This window comes from Streptococcus sp. Marseille-Q0941 (genome assembly GCF_943736975.1).
Lineage (GTDB): Bacteria > Bacillota > Bacilli > Lactobacillales > Streptococcaceae > Streptococcus.
This window is the reverse complement of the sequence record NZ_CALSFO010000003.1, coordinates 112,542-127,587: the sequence shown is the minus strand read 5'-3', so window position 1 is coordinate 127,587 and position 15,046 is coordinate 112,542. Positions and strand designations below refer to the sequence as shown.

General features: G+C 40.1%; 5 protein-coding genes, 1 tRNA gene and 1 pseudogene. 1 reads left to right on the top strand and 6 read right to left on the bottom strand.

Features of this window, described 5'->3' with window-relative positions; translation table 11 throughout:
• Positions 1–103 precede the first annotated feature (103 nt).
• The 5 genes and pseudogenes from NGI26_RS02455 to NGI26_RS02435 all read right to left on the bottom strand — a co-directional run bounded on the left by NGI26_RS02455 (position 104) and on the right by NGI26_RS02435 (position 13,252).
• On the bottom strand, positions 104–6,895 hold the full coding sequence (locus NGI26_RS02455; RefSeq protein WP_251935525.1) for a SpGH101 family endo-alpha-N-acetylgalactosaminidase: 6,792 nt from the start codon (positions 6,893–6,895) through the stop codon (positions 104–106).
• Positions 6,896–7,224: 329 nt separating this feature from the next.
• Positions 7,225–9,555: a DNA translocase FtsK gene (locus NGI26_RS02450; protein ID WP_251935523.1), complete on the bottom strand. Its 2,331-nt coding sequence runs from the start codon at positions 9,553–9,555 to the stop codon at positions 7,225–7,227.
• 90 nt (positions 9,556–9,645) lie between these two features.
• Positions 9,646–11,574 (bottom strand): annotated as a pseudogene (locus tag NGI26_RS02445) (fructose-specific PTS transporter subunit EIIC).
• Positions 11,575–11,585: 11 nt separating this feature from the next.
• Positions 11,586–12,515: a 1-phosphofructokinase gene (pfkB, locus tag NGI26_RS02440; protein ID WP_251935520.1), complete on the bottom strand. Its 930-nt coding sequence runs from the start codon at positions 12,513–12,515 to the stop codon at positions 11,586–11,588.
• Positions 12,512–13,252, bottom strand: coding sequence for a DeoR/GlpR family DNA-binding transcription regulator (locus NGI26_RS02435; protein ID WP_251935517.1), 741 nt, complete (start codon positions 13,250–13,252; stop codon positions 12,512–12,514). Before NGI26_RS02435 ends, pfkB begins: the two co-directional genes overlap by 4 nt.
• A gap of 160 nt (positions 13,253–13,412) precedes the next feature.
• Between NGI26_RS02435 and NGI26_RS02430 the strand changes: the two genes are divergently transcribed.
• A tRNA-Ser gene (locus NGI26_RS02430) sits at positions 13,413–13,500 on the top strand.
• A gap of 77 nt (positions 13,501–13,577) precedes the next feature.
• Here NGI26_RS02430 and NGI26_RS02425 read toward each other — a convergent pair.
• Positions 13,578–14,912 (bottom strand): Nramp family divalent metal transporter, encoded by a 1,335-nt coding sequence (locus NGI26_RS02425; protein WP_251935514.1) that lies wholly within the window; start codon positions 14,910–14,912, stop codon positions 13,578–13,580.
• Positions 14,913–15,046: the final 134 nt, after the last annotated feature.

Here is a 15,046-nt window from a genome sequence, read left to right as displayed (position 1 = left end):
CTTTTAAAAAGGGAGGACCAAGAGGTCCTCTCTAGGTGTTTGTTTTTCTCCATTACAATCCGTTAGGAGTTTGAGTTTTTATGGTATAAAACTCTATGATGTTTTAATCTTCTTTTCTTTTTTCAAGAAATAGGGCAGACATCGCTACTGTAAGACCCACTAGGAAGAGGTGTTCAGTTGCTCCTTCACCTGTTTCAGGAAGTTTGGACTGATCTGCTTCTTTTTGTGCTGCTTGCATCGCAGGCATTGGTGTTAGAGCTGGATTCTGATCAAGTTTTTCTGCAATTGGACTTGTCTGATTGTCTCCTGCACCTAATGTCTCTTTATACTCAGGAACATCATTCTTAGCTGCTTCAACCCAATTAACGCCACCCTTGAATTCTGGAAGCTCATTCTTGTCCGCTTCAACCCAATTAACGCCACCTTTGAACTCTGGGTGCTCATTCTTATCCGCTTCAACCCAATTAGCGCCACCCTTGAATTCTGGAATGTCATAAACAGCCGCTTCTGCAGCATTAACGCCACCCTTGAATTCTGGAATTTCATGAACAGCCGCTTCTGCAGCATTAACGCCACCCTTGAATTCTGGAATTTCATGAACAGCCGCTTCTGCAGCATTAACGCCACCTGTAAATTCAGGAATTTCAACTACTGGTGGTTGTTGATCTCCCTTACTTGAAAGGACTTCAGGTTCTGGAGTTGGTTTTGGATTTGGTGTTGGTTCTGGATCTGGTGTTGGCTCTGGATTCGGTGTTGGTTTCGGATCTGGAGTTGGTTCTGGATCTGGAGTTGGTTTTGGATCTGGAGTTGGCTCTGGATCTGGAGTTGGTTTTGGATCTGGAGTTGGTTTTGGATCTGGAGTTGGCTCTGGATCTGGAGTTGGTTTTGGATCTGGAGTTGGTTTTGGATCTGGAGTTGGTTTTGGATCTGGAGTTGGCTCTGGATCTGGAGTTGGTTTTAGATCTGGAGTTGAATCTTCAGTTTCTTTGATTTCTTTCAAGCCTTCTACCAATTTATTAAGTCCGTTTGGAGTTAATAAGTTATGCTCTGCAAGACCATTCTTGTACGCTTCAACAGCTGCCAAGTATTCTTTCGCATCTTGACGATCAATCTTACGAACACGTTCTACTTCAGCATTGTATGCAGCTTCATCTAATGGTTTATCATCTTCAATTGGAAGGACGAAGCGTAATTCCGCTGCTGAAATATGTCCAGGGTCACCGTATGTTTCGTTACCAGTAAAGATAGCTTTCTTCACTTTGATTGGAGCATCGAAGTTAATCACTTTTGTCTTCGCATCATTTGCCCATCCAGTAAAGTTAAAGTTATGTTCTTGTCCTTTTTCATCAATCACTGTAAGGCTACCGCTCATCACACGTCCGTTTGGACCTGAAGGACGAGGAACATATTCAAAGCGAGTTGATTCCATCGGATTATTGAACTCTACTGTTAATGGTTTTCCTAAGCTATTCACTCCATAAGGTGTATGCCATAAAGTATTTGTATTTCCATCAAATGCATACCATACATTATCTGCTTCTTCATAAGGAGCATCAAGATCATGAATATCGTCCCAATCTGGAGCGCTACGTTTTACCGCAAGTTTTTCTTTAGCCTCGTTAACGCGTTCTACAAGAGCTTTAGCATCATCCACACTAATATCATCGTCTGCTTCTAATAAAGCTGCTACAGCGTCTTTATAAGCATTTAATGAATCTTGTTTGTAGTTGCCATTTACGATTGGAGTATTCTTTTCGTATGCTTCATCGATGATCATCTTACCAGTTAACTTAATTTCTTCAATTTCAAGGTTATCTAACATAAAGTCTTTATAACCTTTGAAGTTGATTTCGTTGTTATCTGTATCTCCTTTAGTATCGGCACCACGCGCATTTGAGTAAATACCAATCCAAGTGTTTCCACCTTTTTCACCAGTAACATAGAAGCTTACTTTCTTAGGAGTTGATGAATTTTCCCAAGTGTTTTCTAAGTCGTATTTCGTTAATTTACTACGACGAGAATTTTCGCCATTACCGATTACGAATGAGTATGCTCCATTTGAACCTGCTTCGTATTCGAAGGTTACTTTATAAGTCTTACCTTCTTTGAAGCGGAAGTTTTGTGGAATTGTTTGGTAAACGAGTTTGTCATATCCTGATAAACCGTTTGTCTTCAATGACCAATTGCCTTCGATAACATCGTTGACTTTCTTACCATTCCATCCACGTTGAGTATATGGTTCGTGTTTTTCAGATAAGTGAGTACGGTTATCTTGTACACCTTCAACATCTCCCACTACGAATGGGAAGATACCTTGAGGCACTTCTTCAAAGTCTTGTTTGAATTTACCATTTCCTGTGTCGTGTTTTTCGTTGTACATTACAGATTGGTTTTCAAATACACGAATTTCATCGAAGTAAGTTGCTGCTGCATCCGCATCACGTCCAAGTTCTAATGTCACATTAGAAACATCTTCGCCTGTTGTGAAGTATACATACATATTTTGGAAGTAACTTGTATTATCCACTGTCGCATTTTTCTTAAGTGTGTTATGCGCATGTGCTTGTACATAGTTCTTCGCGATTGATTTGTTCGTGTAGTTAGAAATCACTTTATCGCCCACACGGATTGTGATATCTGCACGTGCATCGCTTCGGTTATCTACACCTACATAAACAGCATATCTTGTATTAGGTTTCAAGTCTGTTAAGCGTTGTTTCAATGTCACACGTTCAGTGTTTCCTTGAATACGTAACATTTCGTTAGCCCCTTGAGATTTCACGATTTCAGCGTGTTCGCTGTCACCAGTTTTTTCCCAATGATCTAATGTTCCGCTGTTGAAACCTTGGTCATAGATGTGTAGCCCTTCACTCCATACCATTGTCTTCTTGCCTTGAGGAACTTTGTAAAGTACATATGGTTGGTACGCATCTCCCGTAATTTGAATCTTACGGTCTGCACCTACTGTTAATTCGACTAAATCTTTCTTACCTTGGTCTGTTAGACGATAGAGGTATACTTTATCTCCAGTCCAATCATCTGGAAGTGTCCATTCAGTTGTTCCAGCAGTATTTGTGAAGAAGTACATCTTTTCTTTGTCGCCTGTCAAAGCTTTACCATTTTCATCCCAGTTCCATGGTACTAAGTAGCTTCCACCATTTTCAATGACACGACCGTTTAATGTTGTTACACGTTTACGGTAGTCTGGGCTATTAGGGTCGTTCGATTGACGAACAATTTTCACTTCGTCCCCATTGTCATTTGTTAAATGCACTTCCATTTCTGGAGTCCACTTGTAGTTTTGACCGTTGTCGCTCATCGCAACTGGGTCACCGTTCACCCATTTAGAAACTTTGTAGTGTTGGAAGAACTTCGTCATGATGTTGTTTTCGAAGAGGTTACGAATATATCCTTCGTAGTCGCTTCGACCTTGCCATCCTTCGAAGTCTTTCATGTTATATCCACCAAGTAATGGATAGTTAGCGGCACCACCGTAGCTTGGATAGTCACCCACCCATGAGTCTTTTTGGTGGTTACGGATGAATCGAGTAATGTTTGAGTTAATACCTTTCAGTGTGTATCCACCGTAAGTTAAGTCAGCTGCCCAGTGTTGGAATGTCGAATCATATTCCGCACCGAAGCCCCACTCGATAGCCATACGCCAGCCTTGAGAGTTTAATTCTTTAGCAAGTACGTGAGTTGGCCAAGCAGTGTTATCTCCTGATTGTCCGTTACCCCAAACGTCCACATAGATGAAGTCTAAGTCAGCACCTAGTTTTTCTCTTAATTCTTTCCAACGATCCAAACGTCCATGAGCCAAGTCATATTCTGCATCGATGTTGATACCTTGGTCTAACCAGTTCCAACCGTACATATATGTTCCGTCAGAATTTCTACGTAAAATAGCTTCACTGAAGTATTTAGATTCAGGATATGTTTCAGAAGCGTTTACGTGAATACCGACTTTAGCTCCGTATTCTTTTGCTCTTGCTAATAATTTCTTGAAGTCTTCAACGCCACCGATTCTCTTACCGATATCCGCATAGTTTAAGTGACCTGAGTCGTGACCTTCACTACCATACCCTTTAAGTAGGATTGATTGGCCTAAACCATCTGTGTGTAAGTTAATCTTCTTAATACCATCTAATGTCATTAAGAATGGGTTTTGCGCTTGAGATGCAAAGTTCATCGCAATACGATAGGCTACTAAATCTGGAACAGATTCTGCTCCTTTTGGATTGTTCATGATATTACGATATGCAATCGCACCATCTTGCCAGTCCACAACATTATCTTTGTTTAAGTCTTTTGTAATGACTACTTTAGAACTTGGTAATTCTAATGTGTATTCTGGGAATACTAAGTTCTTATAAGCACGTTGATACCAGTAAGGTGAGCTTTGAATACCTAAGTAGTTTACGCCTTCAACACGTTCTAACGCTGTTGTTAAACGTGCAAAGTCATTTCCTTTATAAGTAAATTGAGAGTTACTCCAAACAGACGCTGCTAATTCATTAGAAGAAACAAATCCATACATGAAGCCGTAAGTATATTCATTCATCTTGCCTTCTTTCAAGTCTAAATGATAGTCTCCACGGTTATGCGTGTTTGTAGACATTTGAGCTCCGTCGAATTTTGCACCTTGTTTGTTAGAACCAACAGAAACAAGTGTGTTTCCTGGGAATTCAATGGTTTGGATTAATTTGCGAACATTGTCGACTGGTTTACCCATTTCGACATTGTTTTTGTTCACTACTTTAGTAACATCGAAATGCATTTCGTTGCCAACTAATTGTAATTTTACAGTAATTTCAGCATTGATGAATTCATCATCGTTTCTTACTTTCATTACATATTCTGCAGTAGTGTCATCAATCTTGCGGTATTGAACTTCTGGAGTCACTAACACACCGTTGATTGACATTTTATCTAATTTTTGAACTTGACCTGTTAACGTTTTTCCATCTAATTCATATTCTTTAACACGTGGAAACGCTGTGTCAATAATCGCTTTTAATTGTTCTGATTGTAAAGTTTCATAATGAACGTCTTGATCATTGCGACGTAACCCATCATCCACAGCTGGAGTTTCTTCTTCAGGTTTGATATTATCTTGGTTATCCGCTTTGATCGATACAGATGTTAATTCTTTACCATAAGTACCTGCTTTAAGGTAAACTTTATTGACATCAGCTAAAGCGTTCTTGACAGCTTCTGGAACGACTTCAGTGCTAAATAAAGTTTGTCCATTATTTGTAGCGTTTAATTGACCGTCTTTCTTGTACACGATCGATAGGTGGTTTTCTTCCCCTACATTTGGTGCTTCTACACGAGTCTTACTATACCAAGTGTTTACATTTGGTCCTTTGTATTGCCAGAACCAACCGCCCTTGTCATACCCAACAAAGATGTTGTTGTCATTATCTTTATATTTTAGATATACCCCAAAGCGTGTTTCAGCTGGAGGAGTGTTTGCCTTGAACGTTAAGTCAACGCTTACATTTCCTTCCGCATCCGCCTGTAATCCAGCTTTTTCAAATAAAGCTTCGTTTGCTCCATTGTCGTTAGCTGTTGTTGAAGTTAATTTGTTGTAGCGTACTCCGCCTTCTTCAACGACTTCAACATTCCCTTTCACACGGCTTACTGAGTCCCACTCTTTTTTCACTTCGGTAGTAGCGTCACTAGTTCCTCCCGTTGCTGCTTCAGCCGGTTTATTTTCTGCCGGTTTGTTTTCAGCTGGTTTTTCTTCCTGAGGTTTATCCTCTTTTGGTTTTTCTTCTTTATCTTCAACTTGTTTATCAAGAGCATCTAGACCAGCTGGTTTAGTTGTTTCAATACCCTTAATATAGTTTTGAATCCACTCTAACTGTGCAGGTGAGAAAAGAATACCACCACTACGTTTACCAGATACACCGTTTTGATGAATCCCAATTAATTTTCCATTTTCATCAAAGATTCCACCGCCACTTGCACCAGGTTCACTTCCTTGGTAGCTAATTCCACGAACGCCTTCTCCATGGTCATTAATATCTTCGACAGTAGTATTGAGGATTGGATCGAGCACTCCTTTTGGATATCCAAATACATGAACCTTATCTCCTTTCTTGATAGTTGACGGTTTATCCGCAACTTCAACTGGAGCATTTGCAAGAGGACTGCGAAGTTTGACAATAGCTAAGTCATTTTTATAACCTTTTAGGAAGCCTTCACGATCCCAGTGTTTTACATCATTTTTACTAAATTTAACGTCTGGTGCACCTTCATAAGAAACTGTATAAACATCTTTATCACTATCAATGTTATCAGCTACTCTACGATTGTTCCCATCTGGAACATCTTTGATGAAGTTATGAGACACTGATAAGACAAGATTTTCTCCAATAACAATACCACTACCAGTTCCAGCATCGCTCTTAATCTCAACCGTAGCACCGTAGTTCAATTCTCCATTTTTTGTTTTTGCAACTTCTGCTGGAACTAAACTTTTGTCTTCTTTTTCCAGGTCTTCTTTTGAAGCAATATGACCGCTATCTTCGGCTTTATCTAGTTTTTCACGCAGATCTTTTGGAAGTTCATTTTCAGTTGCTGAAGTTGCTGCAGCTTCTTTTTCTTTCTCTAGTAATTCTTCCTCAGTTTTTGGTCCATCAGTCACTTCAGGAGAACCTTGATCTTCTCCAGATTTTGGCGCTTCAAAATCATGCCCAGTATCATCTTTTGCATTGGCCAGAGCTGCTGCTAAATCAGCTGGCATATTTGCAGTAGATCCAGTTTGGGCTGTATCTGCTAAAACAGTACTTGTTCCAAAGAATGTCGCACCAATGATAACAGAGGCAACACCTAATGAAAATTTCCGAATACTATATTTACAACGTTTTTCAAATAACCTTTTATCCATTCGTTTTTTATTCCTTTCTGTTTAAAAAGTAAGCGTTTGCATTTTCTCTTAAAAAAATAACCCCCTTCATTTTTTTCGCTTATTTTTTAAACATATAAATATTTCTTATACCATTTTAATATATCAAAAACCAGTTTAAAAATCAATACTTTATTAGTTAAAATTAGTAAAAGTAAAATCTAAATCTCGGACCAAGCTGAAAGTCTTTTTACAACAAAAATACTTATAATCATAGGTATAAAGAAAGAAACCACCTTCGAAAAATTAGAGTAGATTCCCCAAATTTCCTAAAGGTGATTTCTTGAATTTTTATTCTATTTTCAAACAATTTATTGTTGTAAGACTTTACGAGGTTTTGTTCCTTCAGCTGGGCCGATAACACCAGCCATTTCTAATTCTTCCATCAATCGAGTTGCTCGGTTAAAACCAACCGATAGACGGCGTTGAATCATGGATGCACTTGCTTTTTGAGTTTCAATAACCAAGGCCTTGGCTTCTTCAAAGAGTGGATCCCCGCCCTCATCGCCAGAACCAGAATCACTATCTGTCTCAGAAACTTCTCCTGGGTCAAAACTGTCATCATAATCCGCATCAGCTTGAGCCTTGATGAAGTTTACGATGCGTTCAACATCATCATCTGAGATAAAGGAACCTTGCAAGCGAACAGGATGGTTTTCATCAATTGGTTTAAAGAGCATGTCCCCTCGACCAAGCAATTTCTCAGCACCATTTTCATCCAAAATCGTACGTGAATCCGTTCCTGAAGAAACAGCGAATGCTACACGTGACGGCACATTTGCCTTAATCAGACCAGAGATAACATCTACTGAAGGACGCTGGGTTGCAAGAATCATGTGAATCCCAGCCGCACGTGCCTTTTGCCCGAGACGAATAATAGCATCTTCCACTTCCTTGCTGGCAACCATCATCAAATCTGCCAACTCATCGACAATCACAACGATTAAAGGTAGCGGTACTTGCTTGTATTCAGACTGAGCATTGAATTCCTCAACTTTAGCATTGAATCCAGCAATATTCCGAACTCCGACTTTAGCAAAGAGTTCGTAACGGTTTTCCATTTCATCTACGACTTTTTGAAGGGCCTTACTTGCCTTGCGAGGATTGGTTACAACTGGAATCAAGAGATGGGGGATATCGTTGTAAACTGATAACTCGACCATCTTAGGATCCACCATCATAAACTTGACTTGGTCTGGACGAGCCTTCATCAGAATACTTGCGATAATACCATTAACTGCAACAGATTTACCTGAACCAGTCGAACCTGCTACTAGCAAGTGAGGCATTTTAGCCAAATCAAAACTACGAGCCGTACCATTGACTGCTTTCCCAAGAGGAATTTCCAAAAGATTTTCAGGTTTGGTTTGCGACTGCTCCCAAAGCTCACGGAAGGAAACTGTTGCGATTTCTGAGTTTGGAACTTCTATACCGACTAGCGACTTTCCAGGTATCGGTGCTTCAATACGGACATCTTTAGCAGCCAAGGCTAGAGCTAAGTCGTCTGCTAGATTGGAAATACGATTAACACGAACGCCAACTGCTGGTTTAACCTCATACTTGGTTACTGATGGACCTATTTCAGCACGTTCAACCGTTACCTTGATACCGAAACTTGCAAAGGTTTCTTCCAAAATCTTGATATTTTCTCGAACGATTTTCTTTTCTTTAGACTGGTCTTTTGGTTTGTCTGGCACAAAGAGTTGCAAACTTGGAAGCTTATACTCCAAGGCCTTTTTAGCAGAAAAGTCTACTTCAACATCTTCGTCATCATCTTCTGGGAAATCTTCTTCTATCGGATAGTGATCTTCCTCAGGATATTCAAAATCAGCTTGAGGGAGAATAATCTCAGGTCCTACCCATTCTTCCTCTGGTAGTGGAGGAAATTCTTGTCTTGGTTCGTCTGACAATATTTCTCCAGTTTCCATATCTACTTGAGGCAGGTCAAGTAAAGCCTGCTCCTCCTTTTCTTTCTCAAGTCTTGCTTGCTCTTCTGCTTCTCTTCGTGCCTTTTCTTCTTCACGCTTGATAAAACGCTCTTGCTTTCTCTGTTCACGGCGCTCCATCCAGATAGCAAATCGAGCTGAAAGAAAATCTGCGATATCATAGATAGACCATGGACTTATTAAAAGAACTCCGATTATGATTAGGATTGCTCCGATAAAGTAGGTCCCAATATTTGAGAACAAAAAGGCTATCGGAATGTAGAGTGCACTCCCAATCACACCTCCACCAGCAAAACTTGTCACTTGAAAGCTAGTTAAATCTTTAAAAATTTGTCCAACCGTTCCTTGGAAAACGGCGTTTGCCATGCTAAATTTCCAGATAAGATAGGCTTGAAATATTAGTAGTAAGCCTGTAAAAATGAAAAAGAAACCAGCTAGCAATCCTTCTTGTTTATGAATCCATTTGAAAAAGAAGAGATAGATCAAGAGAGAGAAAATAGCTAGATAAGCTAAACTCCCCACAAGTAAGCGGATTAGATTGTAAACAGTGATTCCTACAGCTCCCCATTTAAGGGCAGCAAAAATTAAACAGATAGCCAAAGCTAAGGAAATCAACATTCGTTGAATCGCTTGTTTTCTTTCTAATTCTGCTTTAGACGGTCTGCGTCTTGTTTTAGTTGTATTCTTGTTTGCCATTCTTCTATTATAACATATTTCATGAACTTTTCGAGAGGTTAAAAAAATGACTGCCCACTTTCGTGTTCAGTCATTTAATTGTGTTTGTAATTATTTTTCTGATGGTTTGCGTAGGTAACCAAACAAAGCTCCACTTACAAGAGACCCTACCAAGACAAAGACAAAGACAAGGAAAAGGAAGGCATTTGTTGTAAGAGCGATAACAAAGATCCCCCCGTGAGGTGCCATAAGTTTGATACCTGCCAGACCAACCAGTCCACCTGCTAAAGCTGAACCAACCATAAAGCTAGGGATAGCGCGAGCTGGGTCAGCAGCACCAAATGGAATCGCACCTTCAGTGATGAATGACAAGCCCATTACGATATTTGTCAAACCAGAGTTACGTTCTTCTTTGGTAAATTTGTCCTTGAAAAGAAGAGTCGCAATGAATACTGCTAGCGGCGGAACCATTCCTCCAGCCATAACTGCTGCCATAGCTGCTGAACCACCTGTTGACACTGTTGCTGCAAGAGTACCAGTACCAAAGACATAAGCGGCTTTATTGACAGGTCCACCCATATCGACAGCCATCATTCCTCCAAGAACAAGACCAAGAAGAATAGCAGACCCTCCACTAAGACCAGCGAGGAAGTTATTCATACCAGTATTGATTGCGGCCATTGGGATATTAACAGCTAGCATAACAAATCCTGTCAAGATTGTTCCAAAAAGTGGCAAGAGAAGGATTGATTTAGCACCTTCAAGTGAACGAGGAACTTTTACATATTTCTTAATCAAGAGAACCAAGGCACCAGCGATAAATCCACCTACTAGGGCTCCAAGGAAACCTGATGATACTCCTGCAAGAGCTGAAGTTGCTTCACCACCCTGAGCGTAAGGGATTTTACCAAAGGCATAACCTTCTTTAGCGATAGCACCAGCTACGAAACCGGCTACCAAACCTGGTTTTTCAGCGATTGAGTAAGCAACATATCCTGCAAACACTGGAAGCATCAAACCAAAGGCTGACCCACCGATTTTCATGAACATAGAAGCTAGCTCATGGTAAGAACCAAGATTTCCAAGGCTCTCATTAGGTACACCCAAAGCACCGTCAATCAAGAAAGCAAGAGCAATCATGATACCGCTCCCGATAACGAATGGCAACATTTGTGATACACCACTCATCAAGTGTTTGTAGAAGGAACCACCTAGACTTTGTTTTTCATTAGATGCTGTTGAAGCTTGCGCTCCGTTAGCAGCACGGTAGACTTCAGCATTACCAGAAAGAGCCAAGTTGATCAACTCTTCTGTCTTACGGATACCGTCTGCAACTGGACGGTTCACCAATGGTTTACCATCGAAACGATCCATCTCAACTGCTTTATCTGCAGCGATGATAACAGCTTTGGCATTGCGGATATCTTCTGCTGTTAATTTGTTGCCTACACCACTTGCACCGTTGGTTTCAACCTTGATACCAACACCCATTTCCGCAGCCACTTTTTGAAGAGCTTCTTGGGCCATGTATGTGTGGGCAATTCCTGTTGTACAAGCTGTAACTGCTACGATAAAGTCACCAGATTCATTTGCAGGAGCTTGAACTGGTTCTTGAGCTTTTTCTGAAGCTTGGTCAAAAAGCTCAATGACTTGGTCAGCAGATGTTACTTGACGAAGTTTGTCAGCAAAGCCGTCTTTCATCAAGTATTGAGACAATTCTGCTAAGGCAGCTAAGTGAGTATCATTAGCACCTTCTGGAGCCGCAATCATAAAGAAGAGGTCTGTTGGTTGCCCGTCTAAACTTTCGTAGTCAACACCCTTGTTTGACTTAGCAAAGAGAACAGTCGCTTCTTTGACAGCAGAGTTCTTGCTGTGAGGCATAGCAATTCCGTCACCCAGACCAGTGGAAGAGAGAGCTTCACGGGCTAAAATTCCTTATTTAAAGGTTTCAAAATCTGTCACATAACCGTGATTTACCAAGCTATGAATCATTTCTTCGATAACCGCTGTTTTTTCAGTTGCCTGCAAATCCAGCAACATGACATCTTTTCTCAATAAATCTTGAATTTTCTTCTTTTTTCTACCTCAACTTTTTCATAAGTTTCTTTAATAAATGCTGCAGTTGCTAAATCATCTGAAAATGTAGTTGCTGTTCCACAAGCCACACCCCATTTGAAGGCTTCTACTGCATCTTTTGATTTGACAAACTCACACGTAAATCCAGCAACCATAGAGTCACCAGCACCCACTGAGTTTTTAACAGTTCCCTTGATCGGTTTAGCAAAGTATGCACCCTCTGAAGTTACCAGAAGTGCTCCATCACCAGCCATAGAAATAATAACGTTTTGAGCACCTTTAGCCAATAACTCTCGGGCATATTTCTCACTTTCATCTAAACTGTCTAATTTAACACCAAAGATAGCTCCAAGTTCATGATTATTTGGTTTAACTAAAAGGGGTTGATAATCCAAACTATCGATTAAAGTCTGACCCTCAAAGTCACAAACCACTTGAGCGCCTGTCTGACGAGTCAGGGCAATCAAATCCTTATAGATGACATTGCCTAAGTTTTTAGCGCTTGATCCTGCAAAGACAACTGTATCTTCTGCTGTTAAACTTGAAAGAATATCTTTCAACTCTTCCAGTTGCTCTGATTCAACACTAGGACCAGTTCCGTTGATTTCTGTTTCTTGTTCTGCTTTAATCTTGACATTGATGCGCGTATCTTCTGCCACCTGGACAAAGCGTGTCTCAATTTGCTCTTCAGCCAAAGTGTCTGTGATGAATTTACCAGTAAATCCACCAATGAAGCCCGTCGCTGTATTTGGAATATCCAAACGTTTCAAGACACGGCTAACATTGATCCCTTTGCCACCAGCAAATTTATCATCACTGTCCATACGATTGACACTACCTACTTCCACTTTATCCAGACGGACAATGTAGTCAATAGATGGATTTAGCGTGACTGTATATATCATAATTCAATTACCTCCGTCTTCTCTTTGATAGCAGGCAAGAGTTCGTGACCCTTGCTTGTAATGACAATAGCACGTTTTATAGGGGCGACCTTAGCAAAGCAAGACTGGCCAATCTTGGACGAATCTGCCAAAATATAAGTCTGTTTAGCATTTTCTAAGATAGCACGCTTGACAGCTCCCTCCTCCATATCAGGAGTCGTATAGTAACCTTCATCGACACCATTCATTCCGATAAAGGCACGATCAAAGTGCAGTTGGTTAATCTGGTTGAGAGCTACTCCTCCGATACTGGCATCAGTTGTCATCTTGACTCCACCACCGATAATGACTGTTGGGATTTGTTTATCCACTAATTGAACCGCATGGTGAATGGAATTAGTTACCACTGTAATGTCTTTTCGCTCCAATTCTTTAATGAGAAAGGCTGTCGTACTTCCTGCATCCACAAAGATAACATCTTTTTCTTTGATGAGAGAAGCTGCTTTTTGAGCGATCAACTTTTTCTCTTGAAGGTTTTTGATAGATTTTTCTTGAATGGTTTCTTCTTCTTGCAAGGAGTGAGGCAACTCTGCTCCTCCATGCACTCGACGAAGTTTATTTTCAGATTCCAATTCATCCAAATCACGTCTAACCGTTGATTCTGAAGTATCTAGCAAGCCTACCAATTTCTCTAGAGAGACGATTTTATGCTGTTTCAATTCTTCTAAAATCACCTGTTTTCGTTCACTTTTTAGCATTAGTTTACCTCCTGTTAACGATTACATTATTCATTCTATCATAAAAAAATTAAAATCAAGCATTTTTTGTCATCTTCTTTCATTTTCTATCAATCATTATTCTACTTCAAATATATTTGCAAGAAATAAGGCTTTATGGTAGACTAGGTTAGTAAGTATTGGAAGATTACTCAAGAGGCTTAAGAGGCCGTGTTGGAAACGCGGTAGGCGTGTTAAAGCGTGCGTGGGTTCGAATCCCATGTCTTCCGTCTACATAAAAAAGATACCCAAGTTTTTTTGGGTATCTTTTTCTTATATGTCAGTTCTAAAACTAGAGGAGAATTTATTAAAAAATATCAAATAGCAATTTCACATTCAGAATCGTTAAGATAATGGAAACAATATAACCGAGGATCATATTCCATTTGGCATTGGTAAATTCTCCCATCAGTGATTTCTTAGAAGTTAGATAAATCAGTGGGAAGATTGAAAATGGTAAGGCAATCGAAAGAAAGACTTGTGAATAAACCAATAACTGATCCAAGGTTTTTTCCTGATGACCGAATAAAACAGCAACGATTATAACCGGTAGCAGGGCAAAGAGGCGAGTTGCTAAACGAATAAACCACTGAGGCAATCTCATATGTAAGAAGCCTTCCATGACGATTTGCCCTGTCAAGGTACCTGTAATGGTCGAATTTTGACCACTGGCTAATAGGGCCAAAGCAAACAAGGTTGATAAGGTCGAACTGGCTATTGCACCTGCTATTGTAGAATCCTGTAAGGCATTATACATTTGTGAAAAGGCAGAAATTTCAGATGCATGTCCGAAAAAGAGGGCCGCCCCTAAAATCAATAGAAGGGAGTTAACGATGAAGGCCAAGGACAGTTGAAGATTCGAGTCCCAGGTCATAAAACGAACTGCTTTACGAACATCATTCTTATCCTTGTGGTTGATTTTCCGGGTCTGAGACAAGGAAGAATGTAAATACAAGTTATGGGGCATCACTGTTGCACCTACAATCCCAAGAGCCAAGGTTAATTGACTTTCATGTCCTGGCAGAGGACTCTCAAATAAGGTAGCATTTGGCAGATAACCTTCAGCAATCCCTTGGAGACTTGGATGTGACAAAGCTACTAGATAAGTAAAGATGAGCAATATTGTTAAAATCAGCGTTGTCACGATAGCTTCTATCTTCTTAAAGCCAAATTTCATTAAGAGCAATAAAAGAAAGACATCCAAAACTGTCAATAGGATGGCTACCATAATCGGAATCTTAAAGAGAAGATTAAGGGCAATGGCTGAACCTAGTACTTCTGCTAAGTCTGTCGCCATCAAGGCCAATTCCAAAATCACCCATAGGCTATAACGAAGCCATTTTGGTGAATGATGAGCCGTTGCTTGTGCTAGGTCCATTTGGGTGACAATCCCCAGTTTTCCTGCCATCTGCTGAAGCTGCATCGCAATGAGTGACGAAATCAAGATCACAAATAAGAGACTGTACTTATAGGATGCACCCCCAACTACGCTAGTTATCCAGTTTCCTGGATCCATATACCCTACAGCCACAAGGGCACCAGGACCCAAGAAGGCCTTTAAATTTTGCCAGAAATGATTGTTATTTGGAGTATCGATAGATTGATTGATCTCAGAAAGTGAAACTTTTTTATGAGACGACATTTCTCACTACCTCTTTCTAAACCGACTTTTTCAATGTTTTCTATTACAGAAAAATAAGATAAACTGTAAACTCTTAAGACAATGAAAACTACATGAAAAATATTTTATTTTTTCATCAATTTTCTTAATGCACC